Raw genomic sequence first — 16,769 nt, forward strand, 5'->3', positions numbered from 1 at the left:
TGTCCCTGGCCCTCTCACCCTGTGGCCCCGAGTTGAGCGCTACAGCTGCAGATGAAAAGGTGGCTTCCGACCGGGACCACCAGACACTAGGACGAGCCCGCCGTCGTCAAAGCATCCTGACCTGATTACGGCCACTGACCGAGCGGCATGTCATTGTTTCCAGGCCTCGAATTACTCTGTACCAAGAAGCTCTGACGGTTTACCATTCCATGTCACTACCAGCTCATCGCGGGCGCGGGTCGCTGCGACGTACAGCAATGACCTTTCCCGGAGCAAGGCATCATCACGCTCTGCCTCGGCCAGGCCCTGGATTGCGTGCTTCTGCGGCAGGCTGGAGTCGCTGACTCCGAAGAGAATGACCTTGGCGAATTCCATGCCTTTGGCCCGGTGCATTGTCATGACCACGGGTTCGTTGCGGTCGTCGGTGGGCGCTTCGATCGATCGGACGTGGATTCCACGCTCGTTCAGGCTGTTGACCACCTGGGCTTGCTGGTGCTTGGCGCGGACGAGGATGCCGATCGATGCACCATCATTCCCTTTCTCCTGCCACCGCCGGATGTGGTCGGCCGCGAGGTCGAGCTCGCTGTTGAGCGACTCAAGGCCCTGGCGGACGGGCTCCGGCCCGCTGCGTGCTGACCGGTAATCACTTGATTTTTCCGCTCCATCTTCGATGTCGTGGAACTCCGCTCCGGAGAGGAGCTTGACTGCGAAGGCGAGGTTCTGCGCCGTCGTGCGGTAGTTCAGCGTCAGTCGGCGGGAACGGCCGACAATGTGAATTCCAAAGCGGGACAAGGATACCTTTTGTCCGTATAGCCGCTGGTGGGAATCCTCTGCGATGAACAGGTCGTTGGGTCCTTCGGCGACCAGGGCTCGCAGCAGCAGCCAATGACCGGCATGAAAATCCTGTGCCTCGTCAACAATGACGTGCTCTGCAGGCCGCGGCCCCCCGTTGGAGGCGCGGTGGTTCAGGGCAGCGGCAGCGAGGGCCGCGATTTCCGCGTAGCTGGCTTTGTCTTCCATCCTGTTCGCGCGTCGATAGGCCTCGATGATCCGCCACACGGCAATCCGCTTTGGCCGGTTCAAGGCGGTGCCGCGGCCAGCCCGGGGGACCTTGAGGTATTCGTCCTTCGTCGTCACCGAGTTAGCCAACACAACAGAGAGGTATTCCTGATCCAGGAACGTGGGGTTGGCCAGCGTCGGTTCCAGGCCATGGTCCACCGATTCGGCGGCGAAGTCCCATGCGTCCTTGTCTGTCCGCTTGGTCGTTTGCTGATCGCCAACGCCGAGCACTGCATTCAGGGCAGCGGAACGTTCGTCGGCGGATGCCGCCGTCCAGATCTGATGCGCCAGCGAGTCGATGCCGGCTACGCAGATGCCTTTCTGGCCCAGCTTCGTGGCAATAGCAAGGGAGGGGTCCAGCGTGGCCACGTTCGTGGCCAGCGATTCTGCCAGGGTGGTGGTGAAGGTTGTCAGAACTATTCGCGCTGGGGGCTCAGCGTCCGCGAGTGCTTTGGCGCGGTGCAGTGCGACCACGGTCTTGCCCGTGCCCGCTCCACCGGACAGTCGGAAGGATCCGGTGCGGCTCTTCTCCGCATACTGGCGCTGTTCGGGGTGCAGGAATGTGCGCCAGGCTTCAAAATCACCAAACTCGATGATGTTTTTCAGTTCCTGGGGATTCTCGCCGATGAACGCAAACTCGATCTTCGATGCCGGGTGGTCCAGCGCCTCCCGGATCTTCTCGTCCTCGGACTTCGTCTCATCGTCGACGTACTGGCCGAGCCCAAGTTCCTCTTTGACATCTGCAAGCGATTTTCCGGCCTCGAGATCGATCAGGGCAATCCCCTGCCACTCCGGTGCATTGTCCACGACGGCCGAGAATTGCTCGAGTGAACGTGCCGCCACTGCGCGACGGGCGACTTCCGGGTCGATGCCGAGGTTCTCCATCAGATATTCGGGCGTGTAGCCGGCCGTTGCCAGGCCGTTAACGAACCCCGGCTCGGGATCAGAACTAACAACCGGAGGCTTCACCGCGGTTATGTCGCCGGGCTGGGCGTCACTCCTGTCCGGTTCCGAGTCCTTGATCAGCTCCAAGACTCCGTTGACCGGGTTGATCTGGAGCACGCTGGATCGGGCTATCTCTATGGCCTCGTCGTGCGGCCATGCCCCGATGTAGATGTAGTGCGGCTCTCCTGCGGGGTCCAGCCGATAGAGGACGGCCCTGTAGTTCAGATCAACGCGACCGGTCCGGACGCGCTGGTCTTTTGGGTTGTGCATCGGTTCGATGTGCAGGCCAGGTGCCGTGTCGTCTTCCTGCAGCTTCTCGAGGAAGTTGTAGATTTTCGACTTCAGGGATCCGTCGATTTTTGTTTTGCTCTTCATCCACGTTACTAGCGGCATTACTTACCTTCCTTCACGCTGAGTGCTTTGGCCACGTCCGCGGCGTCCGGTCCGACGACGGCCCATCCGGCAACAACGAAGGTTTGCGGGTCCTCGCCGTCCAGCAACACGGCCACTTTCTGTTCTTCCCATGCCATCGGGATAACGCTGCCATCCGGCAGCTCAAATCCCAGCTCGGGAAGGGGAAGCCCGTCGATCGCGGCAAGTTCCGTCAACAAAAGCCGCTCGTTATCGGCTGCCATCTCCAGGAGTTCCTGCCATTCCGGACCGAGGGTCGCGGACGCCTCTTCCTGGGGCAGCAGAACATCGACGGCCGCGGACACCATGTCGACGGATCCGATCTTCAGCCCGTACCGCTTGAAGGCCATCAGGTTGGACAGCCGGAGCCATTCGCGCCAATAGAGGTGGTGGTCCTCGTCAGCCACGGCTTCCGCACGGTCGTCAAGGTACAGCCCGACTACGAAGCCCTTGGCATCAAGGGACTTGGCACCAGCCGAAAGCACCGTTGCCCCGTACCTGTACTGCCAGCAATTGTCCTGGCCAGCCGCGGGAGTCACGTCCTCGTTGATCAGCAGCTCCAGGGCGCGTTCCGCAGCGGTGTCAGCGCTGGACTTGAACGGCTTCTCCATCAGCATCAGCGGGACGACCTCGGCGAAGCGCTCCCAATCAGGCTGCACCGGGTCCTGGATCCAGGCCCATAGCTGGCTCATTGCGTCCAGGCCAATGAGCTCCAGCAGGCCGGGTTTGAGACTGAACTGGGCCTGGATTTTCTGCACACGGTCCTGTTTGTGCCAGGCCGGGAAATTTGTGGTGCCCTTGCCGAAGGCGTCAATGTCTTCCCAAGTGAGGCCCCAGGGAATGATACCGGCCTCGCGCAATTTGGCGCGCTTGACGGCGTCGTCGCCAATCCGGTTGTGGGTGCGGGACGCATGGAAGTAGTAACCGTCTGTGTAGATAGCGATCTTGGGGATGTTGGGGTCCTGGGCCATAAGGACAAAGTCCGGCCGGGTTCCCAGGATGTCCTCCTGGGGCTCCAGCCACCATTTGTGTTTGCCGCCGGGCAGGCGAAATTCCAGCCGGTCCCCGCGTAGGGCCGGGGTCACTTTGATCTGGGTGCCGAGCGTCTGAAGGCGCTCCACGAGGGCCCTCCGGAACTTCAGCTCCAGATGGGATTCCGGGTTCAGGCCAGCCGCCGGCGGAACCGTGGTGGTCTTCCAGTCAGCGAATGACGGCGACTGCTCACCTTCTGCCGGTACCTTGCCGCTGAACAGGATGTCGGTCAGCAGCCGTTGTGCCGTGATGCGCGAGACCTTGTCCACCAGCCACGGAGGTGCGAATGGCAGGAGGCAGTTGTGGCAGGCAAGTCGTTCTTCGTTCTGGCAGCTGCAGTTCCGCACCATGTCCCACGCTGCGTGAAGCATTTTCCAGACCTTCTCCGGCTCGGCGAACTCAGCCAGGTAACCGGTACCCCCGGGTACTTTGTCGTGGAGCAACAGGGAAACAGCGCTTTCGCCGCCGGCGAGCGGTTCGTTGATCTTGACTACGTCGATATGGTCCGGTGCGCCGCCTAGAACGGTGCGCAGACCCAGCAGAAGGCCGGCCGTGAGGCTAGGCACCGCGAAGTCGTCGCCCATCACTGCCGCGGTGGGCAAGCGCAGGGAAACACCCTGAGTGGTGAGGGTGCGGGCGAGGGCCACGTCCTTGACGTTTTCCTCAGCCGCCTTGCGGTACTTACACCAGAACCTGTGCTCATCGAAGCTGTTCGCCTTGGCTGCCTGGTCCAGCTTGCCGCAGTAGGAGCAGACGCGGAACAGCGGCGCCTTCACGTCTTCTCCGGCCAGCAAACGCGTGGCCGCGTTTGAGGCAGTCCGGCCAAGGTTCAGCCAGCGAAGCTCCGCGCGGTGAAGGTACTTTGCCCCGAAGTCGATGCCGTCCAGGAACCATTGGCTGGTCACATGCTCGGGGTCAATATCCGCGGCCACCACCACGTTGAAGCTTTCCTTGACGCGGTTGTCGCTGCGGTCCCCGATGCCGGCCTCATCCCGTCTGACCTCGGCGGAGACCTTCTTCATGACAACGACATCGAACGTCTGACTGACGTCCGCAATGGCGCCGGTGCCACAGCGGGCACAGACGGTAACAGGCCCCTTGGTGTCCACCTCGGTGTTGGCCCAGCCGCAGGATGGACACATCTGCCATTTCTGGATGTGGCTCTGCTGCGGCCCCAGGTCCACTGCATCGATTTTGACCTGAAGACCCTGGGCGTAGAAGGTCGCCCCGGGTGCCAACTCGGTCAGCGCTACGGACGCGCCGCGCTGGTAGCTGATGCTGTCCGTCAGGAACTCATTCGTGTCCACATCGCGCCAAGTCAGACCGACGTCCAGGCTGACGGAGTCATCCAGGAGGGTGTAGTTGGGCAGCACGCCGTACTCTTCCAGGACCGAAATCCAATAGTTGCCGCGGAGCCCGTGCAGCTGAAGGGAAATCAGCTTGAGAGTGGCATAAGCAGTCTTCGGCGCCTGCAGATCGTCCGCGGTTGCAGCGTTGGTTTTGGCGCGTTCTTCAAGTTCGGGCAGCTGCCTGTCAATCTCTTTGCGGCGTGCGTCGAGCTCGGCCACGTCCTGCTCCCAGAGGCGTGCGGCACCGACCAGGTGACGCGCCATGAGGCTGGACTCGCCGTCGCTCTGCGGTGTCGCCCAGGCCTTCAAGGAAGCCACGGTGGAGTCCGCGAGAAGTTCTCCGTATTGCGCCAGGAACTCCGCCAGATACTCCTCCGCGTGATCGGAAGCCTCCGCAATGAGATCACCCAAGAAGGTGTCTTTGTCCGCGCTGCCAAGTGCCGCCGTCGCTTTTTGCGGGTGGGGGCGGCCGGCGTCGCGGGCAAATCGGTCGACTAGGTGCGCGGTGTACTGACGCTGCAGGATCTCCTCGGCGTCCAGGAATGTGGCAGGCGGGCGAACCTCTCCGTTGATCACAGAGAGCGGATCATGAAGCTTGGGCAGGTGCTCTCCCCTGCCCTTCACGTATGCCAGTACCAGCGAGTTGCCGGTGAGGCGGCCCGCCCGCCCCACACGCTGCAGATACGATGCCACGGACGACGGCAAGGAGGCCAGCATCACGCAGGAAAGGTCACCGATGTCGATGCCCATTTCCAGGGTGGGCGTTGCCACCAGGACGTTCGGGGCCTGCGGGTCATCGGTCGCCGACTTGAACTTGGATTCGTAATCCAGCCGGGTCTTGTCGTCCAGGAGTGAGGTGTGCTCGCGGGCGACTACGCGCTTCATGTCGCTGGAGTGGTAGAGCGAACGGTAGTAGTTGTCCTCGCCGGCAGCACGCTGCAGAGTACCCGGGCAGCGGATGAACATGCATGGCGCACCGTCCAGCTGGCTGATGACTGTTTCCGTGCCAGGAGTCTGGACCTTGCAGGTATCGCAACTGAGGAAATGCCGCTTGGCTGCCAAGTCCTCGCTCGACGGCGCTTTCAGGACCAGCCGTTCCGGGGAAATCCAGAAAATCTCTGCCCCGCTCTCGGACTTGGTGGAACCCAGCACACCGGCATCCAGCAGTTCTTTGAAGAGAGCCTTCGCCAGGAACGCCCCGTCCGCAGCGGCTGTCGAAAGGCAGCGGGAAGCCCACCGGGCATACCAGGAGGCAGTGGATGTGACCGGATCCAGGTTGTCCGAGTTCTTGACCGATGGACCAATCCGGGGGAATGCAGGGGCGGCGCGGCCTGGCGGGAAGGCGGGCATGCCTTCAGACTTGCGGCGGCCGCCCCAGACCTGCCAGCGGTGGCCGTCTTTCTTCAAGTACGGGTCCAGCCACTTGTGGTGGACGCCGCCGCGAATGCGCATGCGCTCCAGTACGCCACGGACCCAGAAGGTAAGTTCCACAGCCGACGGGGTGTGTCCGTCAAAGGCAGACTGCTGCTGCACGGAATCGATTGCCTTTTGGGCCAGAGCAACGATGCGCGCCTGCGAACCGCCATCAGTTTCGGCCACGACGCTACCGGTCAGTTCGAGCGTCCTACCGACACGGGACTGCAATCCAAACTCAAGCGACGCGTCGAAGAGTAGCCGTGACTTGGCATTGCCGGTGGCTTTGCGCCGCTCCGTTGCGCTGGCGCCGGGCTTCCAGAAGGCGCGGAACTGCTCCCGGTCAACGTAGTCGGGTGCGATCAGCTGGTATTTCGCCACCGGGGTTTGTGCGTTGGATATTGCAGCATTGACCAGTTCGTCCAGGGTGGTCTCCCCGTCCAGAGCGTTGCGGAGTGCCGAGCGCAGGGACAGTGTGTGGGAACGTGCCTGGACAAAACCGGCCCGATGGGCCGCGTCTTGGACACTGTCCGTGAAGACCAGGGCCTTCTTCTCATTGGAATTGAGACCCTGCGATCCAAAGAGATTGGAGATCGTGACGGAAAGCATGGTGGCAATGGCGCTTCCCAGGAAACGTATACCGTCTGCGGTTTGGCATGCCGGGCAGGTGTCCCGTTTGGAGTCGTCGTCCGCCTCCAGCCCGGTGAGCATGAGCACCGGAAGAATGCGACCTTCCAGCAGGTCGATGTCCTCGCCGTTAGGGGCATCGGACAGGATCTGGCGGTTCTTGGAGTCAAACCACCTCAGGCCCTCGATCTTGGCCTCATCGGTACCCTTGAAGAGGACCTTGTCGGCCTCGCCCGGTGCATAGAGCAGGGCCCTGAAGCGCCCGCTGCCCGTCATCTTACCGACGCGGATTTTCGTGTCATCCAGGTCCAGATCATTGCCGGTGGGGCCCAGCATGACGCCCCAGCCGGAGCGTCCGCAGTGCCGGCAGTAGACGGCCGGCTGGTACAGCTCGCCGTCCTGCTGGACGCCGTCGTCGGACCAACGGAAACTGCTGGTGGCGTCGACGGCCTTGTCGATCCGGGAGAGCTCGCGAATCCACATGTGGACCTCCACGGACAGCGCTGGGCGGCCGTAGTCCGCGCGGATCTGGCTCAGGAAGGAGATGAAATGGCTGAGGAACTCGATCTGCTCCTCCAGTCGGGCGGCCTGTTCACGCGGACCACCGCTGATGCTGAATCCGCCGAAGATCTTCTCCGCAAGCTCCCGCAGCGAGACAGCGTCAGTAGCGTGCCGCAGAACGGCCACGGTGAGTGGCTGTGACCGTACGGCGTCGAGTAGGTCGTCGGGTTGGTTGCCGAACAGTGCGTCCCCAATGACACGCACGACGGCGGCGTTCGGCTCACCGTCAGCCGCGGCCCTCGCAGCTTCGACCTTGTCATTCAAGTCGTGCAGCTGGTCCGCGATGTCGTTGATGGACCTAGGCGCATGGGCGGCAGCACCCAGTGCGGTCCATTCATCCGAGCTGAGCCGCGCTTCGGTGATAACGCTGTCTTGCGGGAAGGGTTCCCCAAAAACCGTCTCGGCGAAGCGCAGCATTGCTACAGGATCGCCCTTGCCGCCAAGCGTCGCCGAGGTGGCCACCGGCGTGGCACGGCCCAGTGGGCGTTGTCGGTCCAGTTCGGTGAGACCGAAAGGCGAATCAGTGAGATCTGCTGGCCAGTAGCTCTTGAGAGTCAGGCCCAGCCGGCGGAGCAGCATTGCCACGTCCGTGCCTTGGGCACCGTCATAGGTGTGGAATTCATCGAGCACTACGTACTGCAGCGATGTTGCCGACTGCTCCCAGATGCTTGCATCTTGGTGGCGGAGCAGGAGCATGTCGAGCATTTTGTAGTTAGTCAGCAGAATATCTGGTGCTTCACTGCGGAAGATGTCGCGCTGGTTGATCAAGCCAGCGGCGGAAACCTTGGTCCGAGGCTCGTCATTCTGCCCGGTGTAGATACCAGCCGTGATTCCGCTGAGTTCAGTGTGGCTAGACAGCATCTCAGCCAGGCGCTTCGCCTGGTCGTTTGCCAGAGCGTTCATCGGGTAGAAGATCAGGGCCTTCATGCCCTTCACACCGTTGCTCTTCGCCCGGAGGACGTGATCGATGATCGGAATGAGGAAGGACTCTGTCTTTCCGGAGCCGGTTCCGGTCGTGACCATGGTCGTCAATGGCCGGCGGTGACTGGTTGAGCCAGCGGAAAGCTCGGCGGTTGAGCCAGGAGGCACCCCGGGGATTGAGCCTGTCGAAGCCTCGACTGTCGAGGCCCGCTTCGACGACAGTCTCTGGAACGCCGCGGCCTGGTGTCCGTACGGCTCGAACCCAGCCAGATGCCAGTCCAGCGATTCCCGCCAGCCATCGGCCGCCGGCTTGAACGGAAGCCGCAATCGAACGTATGGCCCCTTGAAAAGTCCGCTGTCCGGGTCGGCGAGGAACTGCTGGATCGCGCCACGCGCCTCGCTGTCGGTGAGCGCGAACGTGGTGGTGAGGTAGTCGGACAGGCCCTGCTGCAGATCGTCCGCCTGGAAGGTTGGGAGGAGCTCCGCCATCAGTTCATGCCTTCCGTTAACTTATTGAAGTGGGCGTGCGCCTGCCGCATATCGACCTCGCGATCGAAGCTAAGAAACGGGAAATCATAGGTGTAGGTGTTCCCTGCTGCATTGGTTGCAGTCCGCTCTTCCTCGCTCAGAATCCCGTCCCGTTGACGGTACAACTTGCCTATGTCGTTAGGCACCTTACGGCCATTCAAATCGTAGAGGTCGTTGCGCTCGTATCCCTGTAGAACAGGAAACTGTGTTCTATAAATCGTACAAAGCTCGTCGGCGGAAATACCAAGCATTACGGCAACAATCGCATCAATTTCAATAAGGGCAAATCGTCTTACGAGAGCACTTCTCAGTGGCGTTTCTTGCGTCCAATTCGGCGATAGGTTTGAATATTCAAATCTGCCAGCAGTTGCAGGAGGGGCGCAAGGTGAAGAGTCTAACTTCCAAGCGGAGACATACAATTCTTTCCAGATTGGAGCATAGTCCTCCGTCAAAGCATTTAGCAATACGGACCGCACCAGCAAGTTCTGCTCCAGAGAATGACCACGGATGTGAGGAAAACGGCTAACAGTTCCGACCTTGAGTTCAAGTATCCCAGCGGCTTTGACCATGAAGTCAACAGGAAGAGACGCCCAAAAACCTGCCGCGAGAAATATATCAGCTGGGTTTTCAACAGTAAGGCTGAGGATCGTCCCAACGTGCATAGGACCCGGCGGCAAAAGGCAGGCATGTAAACTTCTGACCGTCGCCGGGTCGGCCATTCTTCGCCAGGCTAAGCGATAGAAGTCAAAACTGTGGCTTGGCACATGCTGATTAAAATTTGGATTGAAAGTCCTATTCGGTGAATGCGACTTGATTTGCCAGGTTGTGTATGCCAACCTATCTTTGGTCCCAGCAATCTGGTAGTTTGTTGATGGCGAAAAACGAACCGGCATCCTCTCCAAGTCGATGCTTACATATTGTCCTTGTTTCACTCCAGACTCACACACTTCCTGAAAGAACGGATTGGAAACAGTAAAGTGAGGGCCTTGATATATAGCGTCCTCCAAATGAATTGGCTTGCCAATTTTTGGGATAAACCGACCAAGTTTCCGGTCTTGGTCTTCCTCCCATCCTCTGGTCCACTCGAAGACGAGTTCCCCAAATCGGGCAGCACCGGCGAGCTTGGCGAGGACGGCAGAGCTCTCTAAGTTCGCGGGGTAAAGCATCTTAGCTTGTCGGACCGGCGCCCCATTCTCTGACATAAGCGCAGACCACTGTTTTAGGACAGCGTCCGTTACTAAAACGATTCGTCCAAGGTGCGGGCGAGTATCCCAGTTTCCGGAGTCATCCTTAATGCCAGGCTGTGGGCCATTACCGTCGTGCACCAAAGAGCGCACAACGGTGTCCGGATGGAGAAGCGACGCGGCGTGGAGGAACCCAACTGCAGAGCGAGCGGTCCCATAGATGTGAACAGCATAGGGACGGGCATGACCGATTTCGAAAAGTTTCAACTCATTCGTAAACTTCCAATGGCGCCTTAACCTCTCGTACGCCTGCTGGCGCAAGCTCGCGGCCTTATCCTCGCTGAAATGCGAATCTGGATGAACCAAACCAACTACTGAAGCAGGTCCCATATTCCGCCAGACTTGTTCCATAAAAGCCCGGTAAAGCTCCGGTTGAAGCCCTTTTAGAAAAGGCCTGAGGGTCGGATCCGACAAATGCGCAGTTTGTCCAGCTAATGCTGTGCGCAACTCCACAAACAAGGCCTGAAAAGACTTATCCGAAAAAGCTCCTTCACGATGACGCTGCTTTTCTGTCTCACTACTTCCACTCGACAGTTGCCACCAAGGATCGGCCTCCGCCATAACAGCGTCTTCTTCCCACCTAGGTCGCACCCATGGAGGGTTGCCTATCTGCAGGTCAAATCCTCCACGTGCAAAAACCGTGCCAAAGTCCAGTTCCCAGTGAAAGAAGCCCTGATCAGCCGCGATTTCTTGGCAAACTTTCAGCCAAGGAATCGTCTCAATGGCCTCTAAAATTTCCAGTGCGCCGGCAAAGCGCAGTTCGAGATCCTCCGCTTGGTTGAGTTCATTCCATGATGCCCCGGCAAGCAGAGACTGCTGACCCACCATTTTCGAGTCCTTGGCCTGGAGCCCCAGAATCGACTCAAGCCCGGCTATCCACTCATCGAGAGTTGGCGGCTTGATTCCATGGGAAACCGCCGCTGAGATTGGCCAGAACCAAAGGGCATTCCATGCGTCCATTACTCGGCGCAGCCGCTGAATTGCTCCGTTCGGGTCGCCCAGTTTCGCCTCTATTTCAGCGCGGGAAACCGGATTGCCATCAGACTCAGCCGCAGCCCGCTTACCGAAGTAGTCGACTGTCCGCCGAGCCTCTGATTCGGCGACTTCGAGTCGGCGCAAAGCAAATTGCCAAAGAGTCTCCACCCGTCGTCCCAAGTTCACCAGTCGGTCCACCTGGGTCTTCGAAGGTTTGGCTTTGATCCGGTTTCGCCACGCTTTAAGTTCCTTTTGGGCTTCGCCGGCGAGGTCTTTCACTTCCTTGGCTTCAGACGCTGCACCCCAGCCTGCCGCCGGCAGCAAGAAATGGTGAATTCTTCCGACAACGTTCGGATCGTCAGACTCACTCGCTATTGCTTCGGCGAGACCTGAGAGTGGAGCATCCGCCGGGACGGTCATCAACCATGACTTGTCGTTGACTGACGCTCGGGAATAGGTGGCCCGGCGTGCGCCGATCAGAGAGTTTCCTCGACGAAGGTGCAGTCCAAACCACGGGGCCTGCAGCCCGGAGACCATAGTGTCCAACCAGAGAGACACTTCGGCCAGTTCAACGGCCGTGGAATTAAGATCCACGCCGTACACCTGGTGAAGGGCTATCTGCGCCTTAACCTTTTGTAGTTCGACAGGGTAGTCCTCGGCCGGAATTGTCTGCCCCAGCTCAGCCTGCTTGAGCTTTAGATACGCATCGGCGAGCTGCCGAACCGCTTCGATGGCGAACGCGCCCGAGCCCAGAGCGGGTTCGCAGACGGTCAGTTTCAAAATGTCGTCCGCTGGGGTTTCATCCAGTTTTTTGCCGAGCAACTCCTCCAGAGCTTGGGAGACGACAAACCGGGTGAGCACCTCCGGCGTGTAATACGAGGCTGACTGCTGGCGTTCACGGCCCGCGAGTCGGAAGACGAAGGTCCCCTTTTCGTGGAGAACAGGCTCCGGCTCCCCCGTGAGTTCGTTCGCGGTCATCACGAAGTGTTTGCGTTCTATCGATTCGGAACGCTCGACGGGTACGACCCACGAGCCTTTGGACGAGTCACCGTCCTTTGCGACCTCGTACAGATCCGTCTCAGCAATGAACCCCGTATAGGACATAAGCCCCTCATATACGGCTCCGAGTTGGTTGACGCCAAGTTCCGCGTAGGAGATGAACCCCCGGTCTTTGCCCCTGGCTTCCTTGCTCAGGAGCAAATGCTGCAGAACCTTCTGCAGCTCGGAGTTGCCCAGGCCGACACCGTCAATGTCCTGCATGGCTGTGGGGTCAAAGAGATCGGCTTTGAGACTGTCGAAGTGGAGGCCTTCGGCACCTGTCGTCTCGATCACCGCTGCAGCGTCGACGGGCTCGTCCGACGGATGGTGGCCTTGATCGACAAGGCGGAAGAGAGTGTGTAGGGACTGGTAAATGTGGGTTCCGGACACGGCCTGGGGTGAATTGAGAGGGGTGAGGGTGAGCTCGCGGAGGCGGTCCAAGCCATAGCCCTCGGTATACTCGCCCGCCCCCACAGGGAGGACACCCATCTCCGGTGATGCCTCCGCGTACAGCAGGAACAGGATCCGGTAGAGGTAGCGCAGTGATTGGCGGGCGAGGCTTTGGCCGTCGACCGCGTCCAGCGGAAGCCCTTGCGCCTCGCGTCGCCGGAGTACGTCGTTGGCGATGATTTCGATGGAGAGCCGGATGCCCTCGCGGAGGTCTTTGGACACTCCGATGGTGTGTTTGACTGAATTTTCCAGGATTTGATTCCACCAGATGGATTCGCTGGCATCCGGGAGCAGGGATTCGAGCCCGAAAATAGCCAGCACGCGGTCGATTTCACCTCCGCGTTTGGTGTCATTGCGTTCGCAGGCCAGCAGCAGGTCAGCGGCCAGATAGCGGCCCTCGGCCCAGCGGTCGCGCTCCGTCAGCAGCAGCCACCGGCCACCAAAGACCACGATGAACTTCGGCGGTTCGTCCGTCCGGTAGAGCTCGGAGACGAGTTTCGGCGCGGACAGGTCAGCCGTCTTGTCGTCGATGAGGGCTGGGGCCAGCATTGTGGCTTTGGCGGAATCGAGAAGGTCCTCTAGGGACTCGACGGGTCGGCTCTCGAGGAATAACAGATCCCGATTGTGGGACGTCCAGACGTTGGGAACCCGCACCGTAGTCCCGGCTCGCTCGACGGTGAGCTCCGCTTTCGTACCCTTAAATCCAAGCGCCTCGCGGACCTTGTGGTAAACGGCCGAAGCCTTGTTTGGCTCCTCGACAAGCTCCGCCAGTTCAACCTGGAACGTACCTCGTTCGCTGAGAAAGCGTTTCAGGACGGATTCGTGGCCTTCCTTAGCCTGCTCGTCCCATTGCTTGCGGAGTTTGAGCACCTCCGATTGGAAGGACTCTTTCGTGGAGTCCGTGGTGAAGTAGTGCTCGCTGATCCAGTCTTCGCCAACGACGATGGAATCAAATGAAGGCATGATTAGTTGGCCCCTTCAACTTCGGTATTTTCAGGCACGATGACCAGAAGCGGGCGGACGAGGCGCTGCGACGGGGCCAAGGAAGCGGCAATCCGTTGTTCCTCCTGGATGCGTTCGCGCTGCTTCTTCAGAGCAGACTTGCTCATGCCGGGGAAGTGCTGTTCCAGTGACGATTCCTGCCAGTTGTCTGCGCGGTCCTGCCAGCCGGCGAGCCGCTCCTCCGCTGCCTGCTGTGCTGCTGCGAAAGTGGCCTCCAGGGTCTCGGAGGTGTTTTCCACAGCGACTGGGACGAGCTGCTGAAGCTGATCGATGTTGGCGATAGGTCCGGGGTTGATGGCCTTGGCCGTGAACTCAATCTCCTTCAGGTAGCGACCCAGATCATCGAGGGTGTCGACCAGACAAAACGACGGATTATCGGGGTTGGGGAAGTCAGCGGTGAAGAACGCTTTCGAGACCACTTGGCCTCGCTGGTTCATGAGCGTCCCCATCAACAGGACGGTGGGGTTCTCCACGTTTCCGCGGACGGCAAGGACTTCGCTCCGGGACAGTGACGCAAGCGCCCGATCGCTGGCCCATTCAAGTACTGGATGAAGGGGACCCAGGAAGTGGGCTTCCGGCCAGGTGGTGGTCTTCTCCCCGGCGGTGGGATGGACCGCACGGGCGCGTTCGAGTTCCAGCTTGCCGGAGATAACCGTAGTTGCCAGCTTCATCTTCTTAGTCACGGCCCGGTCCGAGAGATAGGACTGCGGGAGGTACGCGAGCCTCTGTTGCAGATCCCGCGGGGGCTCGAGCTCGGCGATGGAGTGCTCCTTGTGAATGGTCCAGGCGACGCCATTGTTGCTCACGCTGGCTTCCGGAGTAACGAATGCTTCCCTCAGGGCTTCATCCAGGTATTCGAGGTCAGTGGCGTAGAGACCGATCTGGGTTTCGGTCACGACGTCACTCTTTGCGGGTTCAGTGGAAGCGAGGCTTTCGAAGAAGGCATCAAAGTCATCACCGTTTATGACAGCTTCAGGATCTCGCAAGACCTCATCGATCGGTTTCTTCTTCATCAACACGTCCCGGATGGCGTCCTCTTCACGCGCCACACTGTGGGCGCCCATGAGCGAGGCAACGTCCTGGAGCACCATGTGGGCCTCGTGTTCGCGCTCCATCACGCGCGTAAGCACTTTAAGGTCACCCCGGAACTGGGTGTTGTCCGGTTCGAGCAGGAGTGTGGTGATCTGCGGTGGAAACTTCTGCCCGTAGCGGTCGATGCGGCCGTTGCGCTGCTCGACGCGGATCAAGCTCCAGGGGATATCGAAGTGGACCAGGTGGTGGCACTGGGCGTGCAGGTTGACACCCTCGGAGGCGACATCCCCGGTGACCAGAACCCGGATGTCCGAGGCCTCCCGTTTGAAGTCGTCGATGATCTCGAGTTGCTCGACGTCACTCAGGCCGCCGTGGAGGATGGCGACGTTCTGTGGCTTGAGGCTGAGATCGTCCGGAAGCTTGGCCTGGAGCCATTTGAGGGTAGGAACTCTCTCTGCGAAGATCACAGCCCGCACGGGCGATTTCTTGCCGGCACCGATCTCCTGAAGGTAGTTCACCAAGGCTTCGTATTTAGCGGATTTGCCTCGAAGGGAAGCCTCGGTGAGTTCTTTCAGGCGCTCTAGCGCCTCGGCCTCCCTGGCCTCCCCGGCCAGCGCACCGCCGTCGAGCTTCTTCAGGCGATCGTTGACAGTCGCCAGTAGCGCCGCAGGGCTGGATAGAAAGGCCTTCGCCAGAGTCCAGGGGAAGAGGCCTCCGTTCTGGCCTGAGTACGGCGAGGCACCCGCCTGCGGGTACAGCCATCTATCCGCTAGCTCGTCCGCAACATCATTTTCTTCCGGCGACGCCGGGATCAGCTTGTTATCCGGATCCAGGCGCTCCGCCCAGTCAGCGCCGACTTCACTGGCGACCTCCGGGCTGTGCCGGTGTCGGCGGATGATCAGATGCTCGATATCCTTCTGCTCGAAGGTTCCGTCCGGCCCCACCACGGTGGGATCCAAGAGCCGGAGCAACTCAGCAAACGAATCATTCTTACCGTTGTGTGGGGTTGCCGAGGCGAGAATCAGGGCTTCCGTGTTGGGCGCGAGGACCCGAGCCAGCTCGTTGTTCTGGGTGCCCGAGTTGGTCAGGTTGTGGGACTCATCGATGACAACGGCGTCCCAACGCAGCTTCTCCAGATGCGCGCGGTAGCGGGCGCTCTTGAGCGTGTCGATAGAGATGATGGCGCGCTTGAAGTATGTGAACGGGTTTCGCGTGCCAGGCAAGATCTGGCGCACCTTCTGGATGCCGGCGGAGTCCAAGCGGACGAACGGAAGGGCGAAACGGCACCACAGCTCGTGCTGCATCTGCTCCAGGACGTGCCTGGGCGTGACGACGAGGATTCGTTCCCCGCGGCCGCGCTTGACCAGCTCGCTGAGGATCATCCCGATTTCGAGTGTTTTTCCCAGGCCGACGGCGTCCGCGATGAGGATGCGCGGGCGGACGTTGCGGCTGTCCAGCGCCTTCGCGACCGCGATCCGTTGGTAGTTGAGACTGTCGGCGAGCATGCGGGTGGACACGCCGAGCTTTCGGTCATCGAGCGGGGCGGGCGTCTTGCGGAGCGTTGACTCCACCCACAAACGGGCGCGGCGATAGTTGGGGCTGCTATCGGCAACGACTTTGGAGTTACGCGGGTCAGCGACTTCGATTGTGTCCAGGGCGGAGTAGAAAGCTGCTGTCGTGTCGCGGACAAGCTCGCTGAGGCCTTGGACCCTGACGAGCGTACCGTCGACGGACTTCTCGGCGCTGGTGACCAGCCATTCCTCGTCGCGGATGTGCACTACCGAACCGGGCGCCACCTTGAGTTCCCTATCCACGGCTGCAACTCCCAAAGCTGGCTCCTAATTGAGTAAGTGCCGCGTTGTGTGCCGGCGGCTCCTGCAATTATCTACGGTACAGACAATAGTTATGCGCTTCGCTCTCCGCGCCATGATCACCGCGGAGTATGGCGAGACCGCGTTTGCCTAACACTCGATGCCATTTTGCGGGCGGCCCTCAGGTCATCTGCAGGAATCAGATCCCGTGATGCCTGCAATACCTACGGAAGTCCTCGTCCCAGCAGCCCAGGGCTCTCCACGCCCGCCGAGTGACCAAATTGGATCGGATTCAAGATCCTGTCGACACGGCCGCACGCCGTGGGCAGACCCGTGCCCCTCAGGGTGGCCGGCAGTCAGGAACGCCGAGC

General features: G+C 60.4%; 4 protein-coding genes. All 4 read right to left on the minus strand.

The window, feature by feature from the left end:
• Positions 1-171: 171 nt before the first annotated feature.
• The 4 genes from AB4068_RS00880 to AB4068_RS00895 are packed head-to-tail and all read right to left on the minus strand — an operon-like array spanning position 172 to position 16,416.
• The gene (locus AB4068_RS00880; RefSeq protein WP_441432460.1) at positions 172-2,379 is read right to left on the minus strand and encodes a 3'-5' exonuclease; all 2,208 of its coding nucleotides are present in this window, start codon (positions 2,377-2,379) and stop codon (positions 172-174) included.
• 17 nt (positions 2,380-2,396) lie between these two features.
• Positions 2,397-8,807 carry a DEAD/DEAH box helicase gene (locus tag AB4068_RS00885; RefSeq protein ID WP_441432461.1) on the minus strand — a complete coding sequence of 2,137 codons (6,411 nt, stop codon included), beginning with the start codon at positions 8,805-8,807 and terminating at the stop codon, positions 2,397-2,399.
• The gene (locus tag AB4068_RS00890; RefSeq protein ID WP_441432462.1) at positions 8,807-13,516 is read right to left on the minus strand and encodes a DNA methyltransferase; all 4,710 of its coding nucleotides are present in this window, start codon (positions 13,514-13,516) and stop codon (positions 8,807-8,809) included. The genes AB4068_RS00885 and AB4068_RS00890 overlap by 1 nt, the downstream gene beginning before the upstream one ends.
• A 2-nt stretch (positions 13,517-13,518) precedes the next feature.
• Positions 13,519-16,416 (minus strand): helicase-related protein, encoded by a 2,898-nt coding sequence (locus AB4068_RS00895; protein ID WP_441432463.1) that lies wholly within the window; start codon positions 16,414-16,416, stop codon positions 13,519-13,521.
• Between the last annotated feature and the right edge of the window lie 353 nt (positions 16,417-16,769).

Source organism: Arthrobacter sp. 2RAF22, assembly GCF_052115325.1.
Lineage (GTDB): Bacteria > Actinomycetota > Actinomycetes > Actinomycetales > Micrococcaceae > Arthrobacter.

Bases quoted from the DNA above. Each gene is read 5' to 3' on its own strand.
- AB4068_RS00880 (WP_441432460.1), bottom strand. From the start codon at position 2,379: ATGAAGAGCAAAACAAAAATCGACGGATCCCTGAAGTCGAAAATCTAC.
- AB4068_RS00885 (WP_441432461.1), bottom strand. From the start codon at position 8,807: ATGGCGGAGCTCCTCCCAACCTTCCAGGCGGACGATCTGCAGCAGGGC.
- AB4068_RS00890 (WP_441432462.1), bottom strand. From the start codon at position 13,516: ATGCCTTCATTTGATTCCATCGTCGTTGGCGAAGACTGGATCAGCGAG.